Genomic DNA, 21662 nt, shown 5'->3' on the forward strand with positions numbered 1-21662 from the left:
CCGCCTCCAGGCCATCGAGCGGGACACCGACGTGGCCTGAGCTGTGGTGCACACAACTTCGTACTCGGCGGTGCACTCAGAGGAGTACCTGGACACATGCGGACGGCCGTGCTGCGCACACCGCGCGAGGCGAGGTCCAGCAGCGCGTTGACCGAACGGCCCCGACCGCCCACCGGTCCGTCGGTCGGCAGCGGATCGGCCTCGACAGAGGCACGTCCCGGCACCCAGGGCGTGCCGGAGACCGTGACGATCGGGCGGTCGCTTCCGATCAGTTCCTGCCCCAGCACGGTGAGAGCGGCGCTCTCCTCGGCGATGGCCTGCGCGAGAGCGTCCGGACTGCCGTAGTCGCGCCCGAATGCCAGACTGATCACGCCGTCGCACTGCGCTGCGCCGGACCGCAGGAGGTCGAGGTCCGCCAGTTCCCCTCGCAGCGCCTTGGCACCGGCTGTCTCGAGAGCCTGCGCGGAGCCGTCCGAGCGAGCCAGTGCGAGAACGGTGTGGCCGTTGCCGAGTAGTTCGGCGACGACGGCGGAGCCGATGGTGCCGGTACCGCCCGTGACGAAGACATGCATGAGCTCTCCCTGAAAGTGATGGGACTCTTGTCCCATCACTGACCCTACACGGTGATGGGACAGGTGTCCCATCACCTATCCTGGTCTCATGGCTAGATGGCAACCGGGAGCGGCCCAGCGACTCGTCGTCGCGGCCGTCGACCTGTTCACCGAGCAGGGGTACGACGCCACCACGGTGACGCAGATCGCCGAGCGCGCCGGCGTCACCAAGAGCACCTTCTTCCGGCACTTCTCCGACAAGCGCGAGCTGCTGGTCGCCGGCCAGGAAACGCTCAGCAGGCTGCTCGCCGACGGCATCAGCGAGGCCCCTGCGAGTGCCGGCCCGCTCCAGGCGGTAGCAGCCGGTCTCGAGCGCGCATCGAGCGCCATGGGACCAGCGAACCGCGAACTCGGCCCCCGCCTCAAAGCAGCCGTGGCAGCCAGCACCGAACTACAAGAGCGCGATGCCCTCAAGAGCGTCGGTCTCGCGGCAGCCATGACAGCCGCGCTCATCGCCCGCGGCGTCCCCGAAGCGACTGCGCAACTCGCGGGCGAGCTGGGCGTCCTCGCGTTCAAGCGAGGCTACGCCCAGTGGTCCGAAAGCGATCGTGATGACACAGAAGGGCTCGCGCCGCATGCACTGGCAGCCCTGGAAGAGCTGCGTGCGGCAACCGCATCGCTGGGTTGATCGACGCCGCTCGGCTGTCTTCGGCCGGAACCTGTCGGCGCCATGGGCACTTCGCCCGTCGACCGCCTCCGAGACTCCATGCTCTTCCTGACAGACCTCGAAGCCAATCGCTGACAGATGATCTACCGCGCAGACAGTCACCCACGGCCAGCGTGAGCACTCCGAGAGCCGGTCATGCCAGCCCTTTGACCTGTGATTTCAAGTTGGCGGAGGATCACTGCGCAGCGGCCCACGGGCCGTGCGCATCCGGCCCTGCGCAACCGGCCGAGGATCCTGCGCAGTCGCATGCGTGGTCAGGCTGCGCAATCGATCCCGTGGTTCCTGTGCTTCCGCTGCGCAGATCCCGGATGGGGCACTGCGCAGGCGCCTGACAGGGTCCTGGGAGCTGCCGTCTGCGCATCACCGGGGGGGGTAGGGCGAGCTTCACGTGGGCATCCACGGTCGCCTGGTCCGACGACCGTGCGGGTCGCGATGTCCCGTCGTCCGCTTACGGCCAGCCATGGTTGGGCCTGTGGTCGGACCGACCATGACCCCGACCACGGACTTCGTATCCCCATCGTGACTTTGGTCGGGGTCTGGTGGTCGGTGGTCGGGTCGGGGCCGGCGGGTTTTCTCAAGGTCTGCAACATCCGGTTCTGACCTGGGAGTTTGACCATGTCCCCTGGCAAGCAGGCCTCGGACAGCGAGGCAGCTACTCCGATGGCGGCAGGCGCCCAACTGGAGTCGATGCGGCGCCGGGTACGCCTGTCGCGGGTAGCAGTGCTGACCGCCATCGCCGCCGGCCCCATCGCCCTGTACGTCGCCGTCGCCTCCACCCCGACCACGGTCCAGGCGGCTACGCCGAACAAGACCGCGGCGGTGCGCACCGCCGCGGCCACCGCCGATCCGAGCGGCTATGCGCAGCTGTTCCTCAACGCCTGGTTGCACAGCAGCGCCGGCGACGAGACGAGTGCGCAGGCGCGGCTTGCGCAGTCGATGGCGCCGGGCGTCGACCTGCCCAACCTCGCCTCCGATGCGCACCCGGCGCCGCAGTCCGTGACGGCGGTGCGCACTGCGCAGCGCGGTGGCGATGCGTGGTCGGTGACGGTGGCTGCGCAGTACGCCGACGGCTCGGTGCGGTACTACGCGGTGCCGGTGGTCGCCGACGGCGCGGGTGTCTCGTTCACGGTGACCGGTGCGCCCGGCGTGGTGGCGGGTCCGGCCCGCGCCTCGGTGCCGAAGTCGCGTTACGGCGTGACGGTCCCCGAGGGGGGTCTGTCCTCCGCCGTCGGGGAGTTCCTCGCCGCCTACCTGACGGGTGCCGGAGAGGTCGACCGCTACCTCGCGCCCGGAGTGACGTTGGCGCGGGTCTCCCCCGCCCCGTACACGGCGGTCACCGTCCAGCAGGTATCGGCCACCGAGGAGGCCGCGGCCGCCGAGAAGGTACCGGCCGACGGCATGGCGGTGCACGTCCTGGCCTCGGTGGAAGCCCGGGACGCCGCCGGCCGGTGGCCGCTGGCCTACGAGCTCACGCTCAAGGCCCGCTCTGGCCGGTGGGAAGTCGCGGCGCTTCAGTCCGGGACTGCCCACGAGGGGGGTGCGCGGTGAACACGGTGCACAGCTTCATGCTCGCCGGGCAGCTGGACGACCTCGGCACCTCGTGGATCAACATGTTCAAGGACTGGGCCACCAAGGGGCTGCAGGCGGGTCTGATCTGCCTGGTCGTCGTCATCATGGTTCAGAAGTTCAGCCTCAAGGCCGGGATCGGCGCCTTGCTGCTGATGATCATCGCGCTCGGCCTGTACAACTCCCGGGACAGTCTCGCGAACATGTTCGTGGATGAGGTGAAGAACCCGGCCAAGGGCGCACCCGCCGTCCCCGGCATCGTCCAGTCCGAACTCCCCTCCTCCCGTGACCACTCCCCGGGCGTCGGAGGCCGGCTGTGAGCGCGGCAGACGCGGCGCGGATGGGCCGCTTCTACACCGCAGCCCGTCGCCACCCCTGGGTGCTGGGCAAGGTAGCCGACTGGAAGGTCCCCCTCGGCCCCTACACGCCCGCGCAGATCGCTCTCGCCGTCGGCGGCGGCTTCCTGCTGATCAAGACGATCAGCTGGTGGTCGTGGATCTTCCCGCTGCCCATCCTGGCGTGGGTGCTGGCCATCTGGGCGGTACGCCGGCCGAAGATCCGCGGCCGTGCGCCGCTGCAGGCCGCTTTGGGCTGGGTCCTGCTTCTCTGGCAGCCCCGGGGAGGGCGGATCGGTGGCCGGGCCGCCCGCGATCGCGCTGCCCACCCCCTGCTCGGCGGCTTCACCATCGAGGACGCCCACACGCCCGGCCTCGCTGCGCAGGCCGCTCCATCGCGCGCGGTTCAGCGACGTCCAGCCCGGGCGCCGCAACCGAATCCGGCCCCAGCCCGCTCGTCCCTGCCCGGCCGCCCACAGCCGGTCGCTGCTGCCGTGGCCGAGGATCCGGTCTCGGGTGTGCAGCAGCTCCTCGCGCTCGCTCAGCACGGGGGTGCGCGATGAGGGTTCCGATCCGTCACATCGCCGGGCACCTGGTGTGGTCGACGCACGGCAGCGTGTGGGCCGTATACCGCCTGCACCCCGGCCCCGACGCGCAGGGACAGCGTGAGGAGACCGTCCAGGGCACGTACGTGCCGACGGCAGTCCGCGACGAACAGCTCGCCAAGATCACACATCTGGTGCGTTCGCTGTCCGGGGCACCGCGGCTGTTCGGTCTGTGCGCACAGATCGACCCGGGCGAGATCGCCCTCAAGATGATCGAGGGCCTCGAGCCGGCCGAGCACGCACCCGGTGCGGGCCGGCACCCGTGGGTGGAGAACGTCGAGGCCACCCTGGAACTTTTGGACGACCAGGAGATGCACCGCCGCACCCTGTGGCTGGCCGTGCCTCTGCAGCCCGAGGCAGGCGGCATGCAGGTGTCGGCCACACTCGGTGCGGCGTGGGCCGAGATTGCGCCGATGCTGGGCATGCGCCCGGCACCGGTGGCACGGCGCGAGGTGAGCGCCTACCGCGAGCAGGCCTCCAGGGTGGAGGCCGCGCTCGCGGGCGGGATCGCCTTCCGCCCGGCCCGCCCGGCGGAAATCGTGTGGATGATCCAGCACGCTCTCCACCGCGGCCTGGCGGAGCCGCTGCTGACCGAGGCCGAGACCAGCGAGCTGTATGGCGGGCAGCTCCAGGACGGTGTGCTGCGCTCCCCCAGCTACGCCGACCTGGGCCAGGTCCGCCTCCAGGAAGGCGGCATCGATCCCGACCTCGACGATGTCGACGAGCTCAAGGGCGCGGGCAGCATCACACGGTCGGGCCGCACGGCCTGGTGGCGAGCGAATACCGGCTCGCCGCTCGGCCGGCGCTGGCTGCAGATCGAGTCCGACGCAGGAGTGGGCTACCAGGCGCAGCTGGCGCTGGCCGAGTGCCCGCCTGCCGTCAGCCAGGACGCCGCTGATCTGTTCGCCCAGCTGGAAACGCTCGACTTTCCCGTCGACTACACCGTCGACCTCACCCTCGTGCCCGCGGAGAAGGCCCGCGACCAGGTGCGCCGCAAGAAGACGGAGTTGATCGACCAGGCCGACCAGTACGACGCCCGTCCGACCGGCATGCCCGCCTCGCTCACTGAGGCCGCCCGGGACCTGGGCGAGCTGGACGCCCGCCTGTCCCGCACATCCGTGGAGGTCGAGGTGCAGTCGGTGACTGTGCTGACGGTGTGGGGACCGACCGCCGCCGTCTGCGACGCGAGAGCGCGGGCGCTGGCCGCACTGCTGGCGGGTGCCGACTACCGCGCCGTACGCCCGGCCGGTCTGCAGGAGGCCCTGTTCACCCTGGGCCTGCCTGGCACGGTACGGCCCGGCATCGTACGCGAGTTCACCCAGCACCAGATCAGCGAGGACTGGGCGCTGTCCGGTGCCTTCACCGCGGCCGAAGTCGGCGACCCGAACGGAATGTTCCTCGGCATCGACCTGGACTGCGGCACTACCCGGCCCGTGATGATCAACGTGGCTGATGCACCCAAGGTCGACGCCTCGGCATCCATGGGAATCGTGGGGGATCTGGGCGCGGGCAAGAGCGTGCTGCAGAAGCTGATCGCGGAAGCGGTGTGGGCGCGCGGCGGCTGCGCGATCTGCATCGACCGCACCCCTGTACGCGAATGGGCCACCTTCGCCCGCACCGCCGCGAAAGGCCGTGTCCAGATCATCGACGCCGCCCAGGCCGAGGTGTCCATCGACCCACTTCGGATGTTCGCCGGGCCCGAGGGACGGCACTACGCCCTGTCCTACCTCACCCTGCAACTCGGCATCGGCCCGATGAGCACGAGCGGCGAAGTCCTCCACCACGCTGTCGGGCAGGCCGCCCTCGACAACGCCCCCTCCATGCACCGCGTCCTGGAGGTCCTCGAGGAGATGGCCATCGGTGAAACGGGCAAGCGGCAGGACGCGGCCGCCACCCTCGCCGGCCTCATCCGCGTCGTCGCCACCAACACCCTGGCCCGGATGGTCTTCGACCCGGGCCTGCCGCCGGTGCGGCTGGACGCTTCCAGCACGTCCGACATGATCGTGATCACCACGACCGGTCTGAAGCTGCCGCCGAAGGCAGCGTTCGACAAGCCCGAGGTCCTGCACCAGCAGCCGCTGGAGGCACTGATCGGCCGCGCGGTGCTCTACCTGATCGCCGCGATCGCCCGGCAGACCGCGTTCGAGGATCCCGAGCGGTTCACCGCGGTGGTGCTGGACGAGCTGTACTGGCTCACCAGCTCGGCCGAGGGCACGGCCCTGGTCCACGAGATCCTTCACGACGGTCGTAAGCACGGCGCCGGCCTGCTGGGCGCATCCCATGACGCTCTGGAACTCGGCCCGGACCGCGGGCTGATGGCCTACCGGGCCCTTTCCCGCACTGCCGACCGTGAGCGAGCCCGCCGCGGTCTGGAGTTCATCGGGCTCGACCCGAACAACGAAGAGCTGGTGCGGCTGGTAACCACCGGCCTGTCTCCGGTCGGGCACAAGGGCCGGGAGGGGGAGTTCCTGCTGACCTGCCCGCGGCAGAACACCGGCCGTGTCAAAGCCGTCATCCCCCGCATCCCGCGCATCGCCTCGTCCATCACCACCACACCGGGAGGACGCACGAGCCCGGACTCGCAGACCACGTCTGCGCCCATCGCAGGCCAGGCCGCTGATGCCCGTCCGAAGGAATACAGCCGATGACCCTTTCCTCTTGGGACCGCTCCCGGCGCATCGCCGCAGCTTCAAGCATCCTCACCGTGATCACCGTGGCCGCCGGCGTCCTGGTGCTGGCCTTGCAGGTCGGCGTACCCGAAGGGTGGTGGCCGCACACCGGGCAAGCCTTCGCCGCCGACTCCCATGCCGGTCACCGATGCGCGCCCATCGTGGGCCGCGCCAAGGCGTACTGCGAGCGCGGCTATACCGCTTCCGTGGCAGGACCTCACCATGCAGGCGCGACCTGGCGGCTGGTGCCGACCGGAGCCGGCGTGGCTGCGCTCGTGGTCTGGCGGCGCCGGTGCGTGGCCGGGCGGAGGCGGGGCTGACGATGTTTCGTCCAGACCGCGGCACCCTGCGCTCAGCCGGATTCGTGGTGCTGCTCACCGGGGTGTTCCTGTTGGTCAACACCCAGGTGGTGTACGCGGCGAGCAGCAACAGCGAGACCGGCGACCTGCTCGCTCCGCTGAACATCACCTCCTCCGAGGGGGTGCCGATCAACTCATACGAGCTGGACGCGGAGGGCGGCTCCATCATCGCCTTCAAGTCCCAGGCCCTGGCATTCGCCCTGTCGGGACTGTTCACACTGATCCGACTGCTGGTCGGACTGGCCGGATGGTCCGTCGAGACGGCCCTACGGTTCCCACTGCTGAAGATTCTGACCCGTCCGGCCCAGCAGGCCGCCGACACCTACAACCGCATAGTCGTCGACACTCTGGGGTTGAAGGGCCTGCTGCTGGCCTGGGCGTTCGTCTTTGCCGGTTTCATGATTGTGCGGGGTCGTGTCGGCCGCGGTCTGGGCGAGATCTTTCTGACGCTGCTCATCGCGGCGTTCGCGGCGTCCGCGTTCGTCCGTCCCGACTACCTGCTCGCCCAGGAGGGCCCGCTCGGTCAGGCGCAGCAGGTGGCTGCTGGCGTGGCCCAGCAGTCGGTCAACTCGTACAACTGGGGCGGGAAGGTCGGCAGCAAGAGCCCCTGCGACGGCATGGCCGGCAGCGCGGAGATCAAGTGCGAACAGCGGGCGAGTGAAAAACCGGTCACCGCCGAGGACGTAGCACGCCCCCTACAGGACTCGATCACCAACGCACTGGTCGTCAAGCCGTTCATGCTGCTGGAATACGGGCGCATCCTCGATCCGTCCAAGCCTTCCGATGCCAAGGCCTACGCGGTCCACCTGAGGTGGATCACTGGCTGGTACAGCGCCGACCGCGACATTGCGAACGGCGACTGCGACTCGCTCACGCCGCCCATGCGGTCCACCTGTGAGCAGAGGAAGAAGGCCGAGGACACCTGCAGCCTGATCCACGGTGATGCGAAGAAGTACTGCGAAAGGGACCAAGGTCTGCCCGTCAGGGACAACCTGCCGTCCCTGACATCGGGCGACGACCTGCTGAACGCCCGGAACGCGGTCATCACCGACGAGGACCAGGCCTTCGCCGCCTTTCTCGAGGATATGAAGAGAGCCGGCCCGGTCGGAAAGTCCTGTGCCGCGTACGCGGAGAAGCCGACCTGGTGGCGGGTCGGCGGTGCCGCCTTGCTGCTCATCGCGGCGCTGTTCATCTGCGGCATGCTGCTCTCCAGCGCGATCGTGCTCCTGGGTACCCAGGGCGTCTGCGTGGCGGCCGCGGCTGCGGGTGGCGTCACCTTCGTCGCCGGGATGTTGCCCGGTCCCGCACGTCAGAGCGTGTGGAAGTGGCTGTCCCTGTGGGGCATCGCGGTTCTGGCCGTGGTCGCAATCTGCGCGTTCATCCCGTTCTTCGGGATCGCAGTCGACGCCACCATCACGAACGGGCCCGACCTGATGGTGGAGCGGATCCTGCTGATTGATGTCCTCGCCATCGCCGGAGCCGCTGGGCACCGCAGGCTCCTGACATCCATCACCTCCTTCGGTCGGCGGATGGCCATGCGCATGCGCTACGCCAAGGTCGGCGGCACCCACATGCCCGGCGACACCTCCGAGCTCGGCGCCGCACTCGCCATGAACTCCCCCGCCACGATGGGCGGATACGGCGCAGGGCTGCGCGCCTTCACCGGCGCGGGTGGCGGCAGGTTCGGGGTGCTCGGTACCCGTCAGCGGCTGATGGGCGCGCTCACGTCTCTGGTCGACGGTGCAGGCATGCCGCTGGACACCGGCGGGATCCTCGCCGATGCCGCCGCTGAGGCCAGCCGCGGTCTGGCCCCGCTCACTGCGGCCGCGGCCGCGGGCGGGCTGGGCGCCCGGCTCGGCGGGCTGGGCGCGCACTGGCTGCTGATCGGGCGCCGTCCGGACAGGGAGCAGTTGGCCAAGTGGCGCAAGCCCACCGCCGACGGGGACCTGGGGGCGGGCGGCCCGTCGGACGGCGGGGACGGTGGTCCTGGCGGCACAGGGCCGCGTCGCCCCTCTGGGCCGCCCGATCGGTATCGCAACGAGCAGGGGCAGGTCGTCGACCGCAGCACCGGCCAGGTGCTGCACGACCAGAACACCGATCGCACGCTGCTGTCGACCCGGGCCCACAACCGGCTGGTGCGCTTCCGCGGTTACCGCATCCTGCACCGCGGCGGCCGGGCGGCGTACGGGGCGACGGTCGGCCTGCCGGCCAATGTGCGCCGTGCTCGGTCGGGGGCCTCGCGCTACTCCCAGGATGCCCGCCAGCAGGTGCGCGTGTGGGGCAACACCGTGCGCGAGGACGGCCGTGCCTGGGCCGACGCAGGGCGGCATGTCTCCCGCGTCATGCGGGAGCACACCGACGACCGCGGCGGCCCCGGCCCGTTCGCCGGCCGCCGCCTGCCGACCGCAGCCACTCCGGCTGCTGCTCCCCGCCCGGCAACGCCTGCGCCGTCCGGTCGTCCTTCGGGGCGTCCGGCCTCTGCCCCGGCGCGGCCGGCCCCGCCGGCGGGCGGTCCGTCGGCAACGCCAGCACCGGCACCGCTTTCGCGCCGGGAAGGCCCTGCGCCGCGGTCTCGTGCCGATCTGGGCGGCCCCGTTCTCCCCGGAGGCAGGAGCGCCCGCGACCGAGCGCGTGAGGAGGCACGGGCCCGGATGCAGGAGCTGATGCGCAGGACCGCGCCGGAGGCCGAACGCCTGCGCCGGGAGCGGGCCCAGCGGCGCGACGAGGACGGTGAGGACGAGTGAAGCCGCCGGGACGTCGCGTGAGGCGGTGGGGGTGCATGGTGGGTCTGCTGATGTTCGCTGCCGTGTGCTGTGCCGCACCGGTCGGCAACGCGATCAGCGCGTACGTCGCGCTGAAGGCAGGCGCACAGGAGCCAGACGACGGCGGAATCGCCGAAGGCGGCAGCGCCGCCGACATCCCCGCTCGGATGCTGACCGCTTACAAACAGGCGGTGCAGCAGGTCGGAAAGTACGCGCCGAAGTGCCAGGGCATGCGCTGGCCGATCCTCGCCGGGGTCGCCAAGGTCGAGTCCAACCACGCCATCGGCAGGAACATCGCCGACAACGGCGACATCCGTCCGAAGATCTACGGGGTGCTCCTCGACGGCTCCGGCCAGGGCGGCAACACCACGGTCGTCCCCGACACGGACGGCGGCAAGTGGGACGGCACCGCGAACGGGGAGCGTGCCGTCGGCCCCTTCCAGTTCCTGCCCTCCACCTGGGAGGGAGTCGGCAAAGACGGCAACGGCGACAAGATCGCCGACCCGCACAACGCTGACGACGCCGCCCTCGGCGCCGCGGTCTACCTCTGCGGAGGCGGCCGTGACCTGAGGAATCGATCGCAGCTGAAGGCCGCGATCCTGCAGTACAACCACTCCGAGGAGTACGTGGCGAACGTGCTGGGGTGGATCGACCAGTACACGGCGGCCGCCAAGGGCCCCGATCTGAAGAGCGTGTCCGGGAAGGTTCGCACCGTCATCGAGGCCGCGCGCTCTCAGCAGGGTGTGCCGTACTCATGGGGCGGTGGCAACGCGAGCGGCCCGTCGTACGGGATCTGCTGCTCCCCCAGCGGCAAGAGCGGTGCGAGCGTCAAGGGCTTCGACTGCTCGGGGCTCACAACCTACGCGTATGCCAGGGTTGGCATCAGCCTGCCGCGCACCGCGGCCGCTCAGGCCGGTCGTGGCCGGCGGATCCCGGCCAGCCTCGGCACGGGCGCCCTCAAACCGGGCGACCTCGTCTTCTATGCCTATGCCCCCGGACGCGATTCCACGATCTATCACGTCGGCATTTACACCGGTGGCGGTCAAATGATCAATGCCGCCCGCCCCGGCACCGTCGTCCGGCTGGACTCAGTGAACGCCATGTCCGGCTATGCGGGGGGAGCGCGTCTGCTGTGACCACGCCCCCGCGCTCTCCGCGGCTGCTGGCGCTGAGCACCGTCATCCTCGCCGCCATCGGTGGCGTCGCCCTGCTGGGCGTGCCGCACGGCCAGCCGCCGGCCCCGGCAACGGCATCGGCCGCCCCCGCAGCCACGGATCCGTCAACGGCTGCCATGCCCCCCGCCAGGCAGCCGACCGACCCCAGGCCGCCTTCCCCGGCATCAACTACATCCGCGTTGTCGACGCCGTCGGCCCCCGAGCCTGCGCTTCCGCCCCACGGCGAGGGACCGGCTGGCGACCGGGCCATCCAGCGCTCCCTTGAAAAGTCCTGGCCCGCCGACCTTCCCGTAGACGACGAACGGGAGTTGCTCGCTGGCGGCCGCTCGCTGCTGCGCGCGGACGCCACAGGCGTCGGCCGCGCGAAGTGGCCCACGGTGTTCCCCGCCTCACACCCGGCGGTGGCTCCGGCGTTCGCCACTGCGCGTTTCCGCATCCAGGCTGCGATCGCCCGCCGGGACGGCAGCCCGGACAAGGCGGTGGTCCATCTGGTGTGGGCCGGCACGGACCGGGGCGGCACCTTCACCGACCTCCGCATCAGCGACTGGCACTTCAACCGAACGACTTCGAAGAGGGGAGCAGCGACGTGGACTCCTCAGCCCCGCACCTGACGGACCGTGCCGATGATTCGGCAGCTGGTCAGGTACTCAGCCTGGTCACCGGCCTGGTTGACGCCGCCGACTGGCTCTATGACCACTGGTACGTGCTCGCGCTGACCATCACCGTGTGCTGTGGGGTGGGCGAGTGGGTGGTACGCAGGCTCGCGGCCAAGGCTTCGGCGCAGCGGATGGCATTGGAGCTCATCTCCACCCGGCATTTCGACCCGAGTCTGGAGGAGATCTTCCGGCGCGGTGTCCAGCTCGCACGTGCGTCCACGGCCATGCCCTGGTGGGCGCCCCGCCGGTCGAAGGCGGTGCAGATCCGGCTGCGCGCAGACGGCAGTGCGCCGCTGCGCTACCGGATCGAGGGCCCGGCAGGTGGTGAGAGGTTGCTGTCGATCACGCCGTTCGGTCCGGACGTGACCGTCAACCGGGCGCGGCCGATCGTCGACAAGCCGCGGGCGCACACCGTGCGGGCGGAGTTCATTCTTCGGGGCAAGCTAATCGCTCCGCTGCGTGAGGTGCCGCTCAAGCCTGATCCGCTGCAGCCTCTGGTCGATGCCGTTGCCGACCTTCGCGCCGAGCTCGGTGACCTCGCCGAGATCCGGCTCGACATCCAGCGAGCCCCCAAGTGGGCGCTTCGGGCGCGCCGCCTGCAGCTGATGGGTGCCGCGCGCCGGTCGGAACGCCGGGAGGCCCAGCGGGCTGCGCGCTGGTTGCGGCAGGACGCCTCTGGTATCGAGGATTCCCTGGGCTGGCAGCTGCAGCAGCTGCTCTCGGACAAGCCCGCTACCGGTGCCGGGCGGCGGCTGGTGATGCCGCCGGTGCCGCGGCGGGTCGAGCCGGCCGAGGCGCTGGGCAAGCTCGCTGAGGACGAGCACCTGGTGCGCGTGCAGCTGCTGGTGATGTGTGCCTCGAACACCGAGGGCCGCGCCCAGGCCCGGCTCGCCCAACTGCAGGCCGCCTTGGACGTGTTCGGTGGCCGCTCGAGGTGGGCGATGCGTGGCTGGCGGCTGGGGCCGTGGCGGATCGGAGCCGACCACTGGCCCACCCGGAAAGGCTTCGAGCGGCGCTGGGAGCTGGGGCACTGCCAGCCGCCGCGAGCGAACTGGGTCAGGCTGGAGGAGCTGACGGGCCTGCTCAAACCCCCCACCGTGCACTGTCGTCTGCCGGTGCTCGCCGGTGACCTGCCGACCTTCGCCTTCGGAGATCCTCAGTTGCTGCTGCAGGGCATCTACCGGGGCCCGGACGGCCGCGAGCGGCTGGTCGCGACCTACGCCGAGGAGACTCTGTTCGAGGTGGGAGTCGGCAAGGCGGGCGGCGGCAAGACGGAGCGCGCCCTGGCGCAGGCGATCGGCTGGGCCCACGCCGGCGGCGGGCTGGTCTTCGTCGACCCGCACCGCGACTCCTGGCCGCGGGCCCTGCCGTTCTTGGCTCATGACGACTTGATGCCGAGGGTCGCGCTGGTCGACCTCAACGGGCTGGGTGCGAATCCGCGGGTGAGTTCGTGGAATCCGCTCGGAATGCATCACGGGCAGGCGGCGCACGAGGTCGTCGAGGCGATCGCCGACGCCTACGCCGCGGCACTGGCGTGGGACGATGCGACCGCTCCGCGGGCACTGACCATCCTCACCGCCGCGCTCACCGTGCTGGTCGCCATCAACGAGGCGGCCTGCCAGGCCGGCCGGCCTGAGGACCAGGCCACGATCTTCCACGTGCGGGCTCTGCTCACCGACGCCGGCCTCCGCAGGGCAGCGCTCGCTGCGGTGGCGGACCGACTGGACGAGGAGACCCGCGCGTGGTGGCAGTCGGTGTTCCCCACTCTTCCGCCCGACGCGTTCGCCGTCGTCCTCAACCCGATCGCCCGCCTGGCCGCCAACCCGGTCACCCGTGCCTTCCTCGGCCAGCCGGCTGGCGTCTACAACATCCGCGCGGCGATGGACTCCCGGATGATCGTGTGGGTGTGCCCAGGTGGCAACGGGCCCACCGACCGCCTGCTGACCGCGCTGCTCGCCCGCGATCTGCTGCGGGCCGCGCGTTCACGGCGTGATACTCCGGAGGAGAAGCGGGTGCCGTTCCGCCCGTACTTCGACGAGCTGATCACCCTGACTGGTGCGGCCCCGGAGACGATCGCCTCGATGTTCGAGGACTTGCGTAAGTACAAGTGCCACGTCCATGGCATGACCCAGCTGGTGTCCCGCCTTCCCCAACCGGTGCGTCTGTCCCTGGTGCAGAACGCGTCCACGCTGGCCACCACCGCGGGGTCGAAGTCCGCGATCGCACCGATCACCGCCGAGTGGGGCGATGACCCCAGCCCGGACCGGGTCGCCACCATGGAGCGCTTCGAGCACTACGTCTCCATGAACGTGCATGGCCGCCGCGTCGGGCCTGTCCGGCTGCGCGGGCCCCATCTCGACGACGTCTTCGCCGCCCAGGCCCGCCCTCAGCAGGCCCGTGCACTGGAGAGAGCCGCCCAGGCCAACGCCCAGGCGCTCCCGCTGGAGACGCTCACGGACCGCGCCGCCCAGCAGCTCGGCCGGGTTGCCGCTTTCCTCGCCGCGCACGCCCCTGCCGACGCCGCCGCGGTCCGCCTGTCGAAGGAGAACGAATGGAACTGATCACCGCCCCGACCGCCGAGCATGCCGCGGGGGGCTTCACGCCCAGCCCCGTCGAGCCCCTCAAGCATCAGCTCCTGGCCACGCTCGCCCAACACCGCATGGCGACGACCAACCAGCTACATGTACTGCTGTGGCCCGATCGCTCCTGGACAAGTACAGCCCCACCTCTGAGGTGTAGGTGCCGCTGGCCGGCGACGAGCCTCGTTCGTGGGCTGAGCTTTGACCCCGCAACTCACTTGCATGACGCGCCCCGGCGGAAGGCATCCAGTGGTCTGGCCTGGGACGCCACCGGGCCCGCCGCGGGAAGAACCGGCGCGTGGAGATCTCGTTCTCACCCACAGCAGTGGTCCGCTCGGTCCGGCGATCACGTCCCGAGGTGTGCTGGCGCGACGAGCGAAGACACAGAACTACAGATCGACTTTCGTTCCGAAAGTGACCGGGTACGTCCCGAGTTGTACGAGTGAACTGACGTATCGAGCTGGGAAGTTGGCTGTCATATGCGTAATCTTGCGATCACGCAAACGCATCACCGCAGTTGGACCAGGCCGCGGTTCTGGCCCACCGCACGTCGGAGGCCGAGGGTTGCGGTCGACCGCACCGCGTCGTACGGGGAGGCAACGTGAAAGCTACACAGCAGCGCTCAGCGGGGCGCGAGTACGACCCTGTTCGCACCCGGAAGCACGCAACCGCGCTGCTCCTCACCGGAAGTTTGCTGGTGCTGGCTGGGTGTAGCGGCAACGATGCGGACACGTCGTCCAAGCCCAGCTCTACCTCTACGGCTGTCTCGCCAGCACCCAGTTCCACTGTCGACGCCGTCGACGCCGCTGTTCTCGCGGCGTACACCAGCTCCTGGGATGCACAGACCAAGGCCTACAGCAAGGCATCCTCGGCGGGCACCGACCTGAAGAAGAACACCACCTTGAGGGCCCTGTTCGATATCGAGCACGACCTTGAGGTCATGCGGAAGGCTGGACAGGTAACCGTCGGCAAGCCGCTGATCCATCCGAAGGTCGTCAAGGTGACCAGCACCAAGATTCCGACGGCCACGGTGACGGACTGCATCGACACGACGCACTGGACGCTGATCGACAAGGCCTCGAAGAAGAAGGTCCCGCTGCCCACGACGCGGCTCATCAAATACGTCAGCACCGCAACGCTTGAAAAGTGGGGGACGAAGTGGATGGTCACGAAGTTGACCGCTCAAGATCAGCCCTGCTAGCTCGGCGCCTGGCCGCACTCACCGGTGCCCTCGCCCTGGCCTCGGCGGGTGTCGCGCACGCCCACGATGACCCCCACGTTGGTGCCGGAAAGTGCCAGGTCATCAAGTTCTGCGTCAACGTGAACGTGGGGGACGAAACCGGGGGCAGCAGCGGGCAGGCAGGCGGCTCGCAAGACGGCAGCGACAGTGGCGGCAGCAAGACGGACTGCAAGTACACCAAGGTCGATCCGAAGCCGCCGGCCGAATGGCCAGGCTGGAAGGGCGCCGACCCGAAGAAGAACGACCTGTACTTCTACGGGTGCACAGACGGCGGTCAAAACAACCCGGACGGCTTCGTCGTCGTCCCAGCAGGTCAGCCTCCTGTGCCCCAGGTCGATCCTCGGAAGCTGGCTCAGCGTGCGGTCGACTCCATGACGTTGCTGGGCCCGGACATCGCCAGCCCGCGCGCGGCCGGGAAGTACACCGTGGGTGTCCCGATGTGGATGTGGGTCAAGGAGAGCCCCACGACGTACGGCCCGAACACCGCCTCAGCCACAGCAGGCGGCATCACCGTCACTGCGACGGCGAAGGTATCGAAGATCGTGTGGACGATGGGCGACGGTGCTTCCGTTACGTGCAATGGGCCAGGCACCCCCTACACGTCGTCCGACGGCATGGCCCAGTCGCCTACCTGCGGACACGTCTACGCCAAGACCTCGGCCGGTGCCCAGAACGGCAAGTTCCCTGTGACCGCGACCTCGACGTGGACGATCAACTGGCAGGGCGGCGGACAGGCCGGCCAGCTCACCGAGGTCCGGCAGACCAACGTGCAGGTGGCGGTCGGCGAAGTCCAGGTCGTCAGGTAACGCCGCCGGAAGGACAAAAACGTTGAGCAAGACCGAAGAACGAGTAAGCACAACCCCGAACGGCCTCCCCCAGCAGGGACACGTGGCGACACCGGTGGCGCCGCCCCGAGTGTCGGCCCGCAGGCGACGCCCGGGGATCATCGCCCTGTCGTTGGCGCTGATTGCCGCCGGCGGCGCTGGTGTTGCCGTCCTGCTGCTCCAGGTCGGCAACCGCACGGATGTCGTGACCGTGGTCCGGGACGTCCAGGTCGGCCAGGTCCTCACCGAGGACGACCTCGGCAAGGCGTCCATCGCCCTGGACCCGGCCGTCAAGGCGGTGCGCGCCGACGACCTGAAGTCAGTGGTGGGCAAGCGGGCAGCCGTGGAACTCAAGCCCGGCTCCCTCCTCACCCCCTCACAGGTGACGAAGGACAACCTCGTCAAAGCCGGCGAGCAGCTGGTGCCTGTCGGCCTGGAGCCCAAGCAGATTCCCGCCACCGCGCTGGTCCCGGGCCAGAAGGTCCAGCTGGTGCACGTCCCTGCCGAGGGCACGGCAGATACCGGCAAGACGTCCGACGCTGCTCCGCAGACCATCAACGGCCGGGTGGTGAAGGCGTCCGGCGCCGCCCCCGGTACGGGCATCGTGGTCGTTGACGTCGCCACCTCTGCTACCGACGGCCCAACTGCCGCCGCGTGGGAGGCGGCCGGCGCCCTGCACCTGGTCCTTGCTGCCCCGGACGGTAACTGATGGCTGTGATCGCGCTCGCAGGCTGCAGCGGCGCGCCCGGCGTGACCACGAGCGCGCTGGCTCTGCTGCTGTCGTGGCCGCTGGAGGCGGGACGGCGGATGATCTTGGCCGAGTGCGATCCGGACGGCGGAGCCGTGCTGCACGGCCTGCTACAAGGCACGCTCGGCGACCGGTACGGGCTGCGCAACCTCTCGGTCGCTGCCCGCAAGGGCGAGTTCAGCGACGCGTTCTGGCGGCAGCTGATCGACCTCAGCAGCGACGACGGCAAAACCGAATCCCCGCGCAACCGGCTGCTGCTGCCCGGCATCACCGACCCCGCACAGGCAGCAAGCCTGGGCCAGGTTTGGAAGATCCTCGCGCAGATGTTCCGTGGCATCGAAGCGGAGAGCGGCCACGACGTCCTCATCGACCTCGGTCGTCGCGGCGCCTACGGGCCCTCCGGAGTGCTGGCAGAGCAAGCCGACGCCGTGTGCGTGGTGGTCCGCAACACCCTGCGCTGTCTGCAGGCCGCAGAGGGCCGGGTACGTGCCCTTCAAGAGCGGGTCGGCGACGTGAGCGTGCTGATGGTCAACGAAGGCCCGTATCCCGCAGGTGAAGTACAGCGCGTTCTGCAGGTGCCGGTGATCGCCACCCTGCCGTACGCGCCGAAGGATGCCCGGGTGCTGTCCGACGGTGCCGAACAGCCCCGCCACTTCACCAAGTCGCCGCTGATGAAGGCCGCCCGAACGGGCAGTGCGCTGCTTGCTCAGCGGGCCGCCATGCGCCGGGCCCGTCTCGATCCACGCCTGCGTGCAGCAGGCGGGGAGGTGACCCATGCACGCTAGGCCCCTACACCCTGACCCCACAGTGGCTCCGCCGCCCCAGGAGTGGGCGCAGCAGGCCAGCGTCGCGTCGCGGCCTGCCGGTGCCGCCTCGAGTCCGCAGGTACTCGGCACGGCCGTTCCGCAGATCACCGTCGACTACCGAGTGGCCCGGGAGATCGCGTCCCAGGTCGCCAAGCAGCGCGAGGAACTGCTCAAGGCCAAGCCCGACATGGACGGGGCCAGCGAGGAGCAGCGCTGCCTGAACTGGATCGCCGAGGCGGTCGCTCTGTGGTCGGACGCCCAGGCGATGACGCCGCAGGAAGACGAAGCGCTGCGGCGCGCCGTGTACGACCTGCTGTTCAGAGCTGGCCGGCTCCAGCCGTACCTGGACGACGAACGGGTCGAGGACATCATCATCCAGGGCCCCAACGAGGTATGGCTCGACTACGGTGACGGCGAACGCCGCCGGGTCGGCCCGATCGCGGACTCCGAGGAGGAACTGCTCGAGTTGCTGCGGGAGCTGGCCCGGGGCTCCGGCCAAAGCGAGCGCACCATCTCCACCGCGAACCCCACCCTTGCCCTGTCACTGCAGGACGGCTCCCGTCTGCAAGCCATCACCGGACTCGGGCCGATGACGTATGCGGTCATCCGCCGGCACCGGGTCTCCCACGCCGACCTCGACGACCTGGTCCGTCTGGGCACCATCGACCCGATCCTGCGCGAGTTCCTCGGGGCGTGCGTGCGCGCCGAGAAGAACATCATGATCGCGGGGAAGCAGAAGGCCGGGAAGACCACGCTGCTGCGGGCCATGCTCAAGGAGTTCGACCCGGAGTGCCGGTTCGCGACCATCCAGACCGAGGACGAGCTGTTCTGCCACGCCAACGGCTACCACAAGCAGGTTGTGTCCCTTGTCGGCCGTGAGTCCAACGGGGAGAAGGACGTCACCGGGCGCAGCGCCGGCGAGGTCACGCTGCTGGATCTGATGCATCCGGCGCTGCGGATGTCGCTGGAGCGGATCGTGGTCGGCGAGGTCCGCGGCCCCGAGGTCGTCGCGATGATGCAGGCGCTGACCAACGGCTCCGGTGGCAACCTGTGCACCATTCACGCGCGGCGGCCGGACATCATCTTCGACCGGATCGCCGAGCTGTACGCGCTCGCCCAGGAGAATCTGTCCGAACAGCTCGCCTACCGGCAGACTGCCAACGGCCTGGACTTCATCGTCTACGTCGATATGACGGACGAGACGCAGATCGGCGGCCGCCGCCACCGGTACGTCTCCCACGTCCTGGAACTGACCGGGATCGGCGAGAACGGCCGGCCCGCCACCAACGAGATCTTCTCCCCCGGCCGCGAGTTCGGTGATCTGCGGGCGGTGCCGAGAATGGACCCGGGCTGCATCGACGACCTGCGCCGCGTCGGTTTCGACTCGTCGCTGCTGCAGCAGCCGTATGGGGCCTGGCCGGCGCCGCTGCCTCTGAGGGTGGGGGTAAGCCGATGACGCTGCTGTTCGGGCTGCTGTGCGGGATGGCCGTGGTGGGCGGGCTGATCGGTGTCGTCGCCGGTGTCGTGGGCACCACAGCCCCGCGCCGGGCCCCGCTGCACGTGCGTTTCAAGGCGGCCATGCGCGGTGGGAAGAACCAGAGCGAGGACGCCCGCCTGCGGCGGCGGACCCTCTTGGTCGCGGCTGTCGTGGTGTTCGTAGCGGTGTGGCTGGTGTCGGGGAACTTCGTCGGCGGTGCGCTGCTGGGCTCGGCCGTCATCGGTGTCCCCTGGCTGATCACCCCGGCGCAGATGGCGCAGGAGCGCATCGGGCAGCTGGAGGCCTTGAGTGAGTGGACGCAGCGGCTGGCAGGTCTGCTGCGGCTGGGCATGGGTCTTGAGCAGGCCATGATGACCAGCCGTCAGGGCGCGCCGGACGAACTCGCGCCGCAGATCATCAATCTGTCCGACCGGCTGCGCCTGGGGTGGCGGCCGGAGTTGGCGCTGCGCTCGTTCGCCGATGAACTGGACGATGTCACCGCGGACAAGGTGGTCGCGGCGCTCATCCTGTCGGTCAACGACCGTGGTCCGGGCCTGGCGCAGGCGCTGGAGGATCTGTCGGGCACTGTCCGCGAGGAGGTCGCCAAGAAGCGCGCCATCGAGGCGGACCGGGCCAAGCCCCGCACTACCGTGCGGTGGATGACCATCATCACCGTGGGCGTGGTGGTGGCGGGGTTCTTGGTGCCGTCGTACACGGAGCCGTACTCCACGCTGCTGGGCCAGCTCGTCCTCGCGTTCCTGACGGCGGGGTTTGTCGGAGTGCTCGCCTTGATGCGCCAGTTGGGCTCCTTCCGCCGGATTCCCCGTTTCCTGGTCACCGACCCGACCAGCACCGTCCGGCTGCCTACGGCCGTGTCGGAGCCGGACGTGCCGGTCGCCGCCCGCGAGCCGGAGGGGGCCGCGCCGTGAACCTGCTTCCCGTTGTCGTGTCTGGTGGCACGGTCGGTGCCGGTGTCGCGCTGCTGATCCGGGAACTGCTGCCGCCCCAGCCGGCGCTGGGGCCTGCTCTCCAGCGGAGTGCGCCCGGCATGTTGACGATTCCGGAGCCGGAGCTGGACCGCGAGGAGGTGTGGGGCCGGTGGCTGTTGGCCCGCCTTGAGCGGCTTCCCGGCGTGAGGGTGCCCACCACGAACCTGGCCCTGCTCGGCCAGGGGCCGGGCCAGTTCATGCTCAAGAAGACCGCGCTCGCTGCGCTGGGTCTGCTCTGCCCGGTCATCGCGACTATTCCGTGGGTCATCGCCGGCGTGGGCCTGCCGTTCTACGTGCCCGCCGGCGTCGGACTCCTCGTCGCAGCCCTGCTGTTCATCACGCCCGATCTGGCCGTGCGAGACCAGGCCAAGCGAGCGCGGGAGGAGTTCGCGCACGCCCTGTCCGCCTACCTCGACCTGGTCGCGCTGAAGCGGGCCGCCGACGCGGGCCCCGCCGAAGCGCTGGAGAAGGCCGCCTCCGTCGGCGAGGGCTGGCCCTTCCTGTATCTGCAGGGCGCATTGCGCCGGGCCCGGCTGGAGAAGATCCCGCCCTACGAGGCGCTCGCGGACCTGTCCGCCCAGTACGACCTGCCCGTCCTGGACGACGTCGCCGACATCATGCGCGGCTCGGCCACTGACGGTGCCGCCGTCTACAAGGCGCTGCGGGCCCGCACTGCGGCACTCAACGCCGAACTGCTGGCCGACCAGGCCTCCGAGGCGAACGCGGCCAGCGAAAAGATGACCGCGCCGGGAGCCCTCCTGGCCGTCTTGGTGATGCTGCTGATGGCCTTCCCCGCCGTGATCCGCATGCTCACCGTTTAAGCATCCCGACTCGTTCAACGCTTGAGAGAGGTAAGCACCATGAAGCACACTGCAACCCGCGCCCGCCGTGCTGTGCTCCAGGCAATCACCCACCCGAACACCGCGTCCCGCAGGCCGGGTCGTGGCCGCCGGGCAGCACGTGCCTGGGCAGGCGCCAACCGTGCCGTCCTGCGTCTGACCACGCGCGTGCAGGACGGCCTTCAGGAGGCTGCCCGCCGACCCGACCGTGGCGACATCTCCACCACAACCGTCATCATCTGGGTGGCCGCCGTCACCGGTGCCGTCCTGATCGCCGGGACCATCGCTGTCGTGATCGGCAAGTACAACGGCAAGCTCGCCGGTCTGTGATGAGTCGTCCCGAGCGGCTGAAGGACTGGTGGCAGGGGCGAAGATGGCGCGACGACCGCGGCGACACCAGCATCCAGATGGCGATCATCTTCCCGTTCGTGCTGCTCGCCACGGTCGCCGTCATCCAGGCCTCCCTGTGGTACTACGCCCGGCAGATCGCCCTGACCGCAGCCCGCGAGGGCGTAAGCGCCGCCCGGGCCTACCAGTCGAGCCCGGCCGACGGGGCGGCCCAAGCCCGCAGCGTCCTGGGCCGCACCGCGGGTGACAGCCTGCGGAGCTACAGCGTCTCCGCCAGCAGCAACGGTCAGCGTGTGCGAGTGCAGGTGTCCGGCACAGCCCTGTCGATGATCCCGGGTCTGTCGGGCCTGCACGTCACGCAGTCGGCGTCCGGCCCCGTGGAGCGCTGGACCGTCCCAGGGGAGTGA

20 protein-coding genes are annotated in these 21662 nt (G+C 69.9%); 19 read left to right on the forward strand and 1 reads right to left on the reverse strand.

Annotated features, from left to right (window positions below; all coding sequences use genetic code 11):
- The coding region (locus tag ACFVIU_RS34295) for an NAD(P)H-binding protein (protein WP_385847379.1) at positions 1–572 on the reverse strand (572 nt) is incomplete at its 3' end.
- 88 nt (positions 573–660) lie between these two features.
- Between ACFVIU_RS34295 and ACFVIU_RS34300 the strand changes: the two genes are divergently transcribed.
- The 19 genes from ACFVIU_RS34300 to ACFVIU_RS34390 all read left to right on the forward strand — a co-directional run bounded on the left by ACFVIU_RS34300 (position 661) and on the right by ACFVIU_RS34390 (position 21662).
- Entirely contained in the window at positions 661–1239 is a 579-nt protein-coding gene (locus ACFVIU_RS34300) for a TetR/AcrR family transcriptional regulator (RefSeq protein WP_385847380.1), read from the forward strand.
- Positions 1240–1893: 654 nt separating this feature from the next.
- Positions 1894–2826 carry a conjugal transfer protein gene (locus ACFVIU_RS34305; protein ID WP_385847381.1) on the forward strand — a complete coding sequence of 311 codons (933 nt, stop codon included), beginning with the start codon at positions 1894–1896 and terminating at the stop codon, positions 2824–2826.
- Positions 2823–3164 (forward strand): hypothetical protein, encoded by a 342-nt coding sequence (locus tag ACFVIU_RS34310; RefSeq protein WP_385847382.1) that lies wholly within the window; start codon positions 2823–2825, stop codon positions 3162–3164. Before ACFVIU_RS34305 ends, ACFVIU_RS34310 begins: the two co-directional genes overlap by 4 nt.
- Positions 3161–3742, forward strand: a complete 582-nt coding sequence (locus tag ACFVIU_RS34315) for a hypothetical protein (protein WP_385847383.1) — start codon at positions 3161–3163, stop codon at positions 3740–3742. The genes ACFVIU_RS34310 and ACFVIU_RS34315 overlap by 4 nt, the downstream gene beginning before the upstream one ends.
- Entirely contained in the window at positions 3739–6432 is a 2694-nt protein-coding gene (locus ACFVIU_RS34320) for an ATP-binding protein (protein WP_385847384.1), read from the forward strand. Before ACFVIU_RS34315 ends, ACFVIU_RS34320 begins: the two co-directional genes overlap by 4 nt.
- A complete protein-coding gene (locus ACFVIU_RS34325; RefSeq protein WP_385847385.1) occupies positions 6429–6773 on the forward strand; it encodes a hypothetical protein in 345 nt (114 codons plus the stop codon). The genes ACFVIU_RS34320 and ACFVIU_RS34325 overlap by 4 nt, the downstream gene beginning before the upstream one ends.
- 2 nt (positions 6774–6775) lie before the next feature.
- Complete coding sequence (locus tag ACFVIU_RS34330; protein ID WP_385847386.1) at positions 6776–9556, forward strand: hypothetical protein; 2781 nt, start codon at positions 6776–6778, stop codon at positions 9554–9556.
- A 35-nt stretch (positions 9557–9591) separates the two neighbouring features.
- Positions 9592–10710 (forward strand): NlpC/P60 family protein, encoded by a 1119-nt coding sequence (locus ACFVIU_RS34335; protein ID WP_385847387.1) that lies wholly within the window; start codon positions 9592–9594, stop codon positions 10708–10710.
- A gap of 347 nt (positions 10711–11057) precedes the next feature.
- Positions 11058–11360, forward strand: coding sequence for a hypothetical protein (locus tag ACFVIU_RS34340; RefSeq protein WP_385847388.1), 303 nt, complete (start codon positions 11058–11060; stop codon positions 11358–11360).
- Entirely contained in the window at positions 11336–13966 is a 2631-nt protein-coding gene (locus ACFVIU_RS34345) for an ATP/GTP-binding protein (protein ID WP_385847389.1), read from the forward strand. Before ACFVIU_RS34340 ends, ACFVIU_RS34345 begins: the two co-directional genes overlap by 25 nt.
- A gap of 619 nt (positions 13967–14585) precedes the next feature.
- Entirely contained in the window at positions 14586–15185 is a 600-nt protein-coding gene (locus tag ACFVIU_RS34350) for a hypothetical protein (protein ID WP_385847390.1), read from the forward strand.
- Positions 15131–16030 carry an ATP/GTP-binding protein gene (locus ACFVIU_RS34355; RefSeq protein WP_385847391.1) on the forward strand — a complete coding sequence of 300 codons (900 nt, stop codon included), beginning with the start codon at positions 15131–15133 and terminating at the stop codon, positions 16028–16030. The genes ACFVIU_RS34350 and ACFVIU_RS34355 overlap by 55 nt, the downstream gene beginning before the upstream one ends.
- A 22-nt stretch (positions 16031–16052) precedes the next feature.
- Positions 16053–16757: an SAF domain-containing protein gene (locus tag ACFVIU_RS34360; protein ID WP_385847392.1), complete on the forward strand. Its 705-nt coding sequence runs from the start codon at positions 16053–16055 to the stop codon at positions 16755–16757.
- Positions 16757–17581, forward strand: a complete 825-nt coding sequence (locus tag ACFVIU_RS34365) for a hypothetical protein (protein ID WP_385847393.1) — start codon at positions 16757–16759, stop codon at positions 17579–17581. Before ACFVIU_RS34360 ends, ACFVIU_RS34365 begins: the two co-directional genes overlap by 1 nt.
- On the forward strand, positions 17571–19058 hold the full coding sequence (locus ACFVIU_RS34370; protein ID WP_385847394.1) for a CpaF family protein: 1488 nt from the start codon (positions 17571–17573) through the stop codon (positions 19056–19058). Before ACFVIU_RS34365 ends, ACFVIU_RS34370 begins: the two co-directional genes overlap by 11 nt.
- Positions 19055–20008, forward strand: a complete 954-nt coding sequence (locus ACFVIU_RS34375) for a type II secretion system F family protein (protein ID WP_385847395.1) — start codon at positions 19055–19057, stop codon at positions 20006–20008. Before ACFVIU_RS34370 ends, ACFVIU_RS34375 begins: the two co-directional genes overlap by 4 nt.
- A complete protein-coding gene (locus ACFVIU_RS34380) occupies positions 20005–20889 on the forward strand; it encodes a type II secretion system F family protein (RefSeq protein WP_385847396.1) in 885 nt (294 codons plus the stop codon). Before ACFVIU_RS34375 ends, ACFVIU_RS34380 begins: the two co-directional genes overlap by 4 nt.
- Positions 20890–20928: 39 nt before the next feature.
- A complete protein-coding gene (locus ACFVIU_RS34385; protein WP_385847397.1) occupies positions 20929–21237 on the forward strand; it encodes a hypothetical protein in 309 nt (102 codons plus the stop codon).
- Positions 21237–21662: a TadE/TadG family type IV pilus assembly protein gene (locus tag ACFVIU_RS34390; RefSeq protein ID WP_385847398.1), complete on the forward strand. Its 426-nt coding sequence runs from the start codon at positions 21237–21239 to the stop codon at positions 21660–21662. The genes ACFVIU_RS34385 and ACFVIU_RS34390 overlap by 1 nt, the downstream gene beginning before the upstream one ends.

This window comes from Streptomyces sp. NPDC127190, assembly GCF_042672505.1.
In the GTDB taxonomy this organism is placed as follows: Bacteria; Actinomycetota; Actinomycetes; order Streptomycetales; family Streptomycetaceae; genus Streptomyces.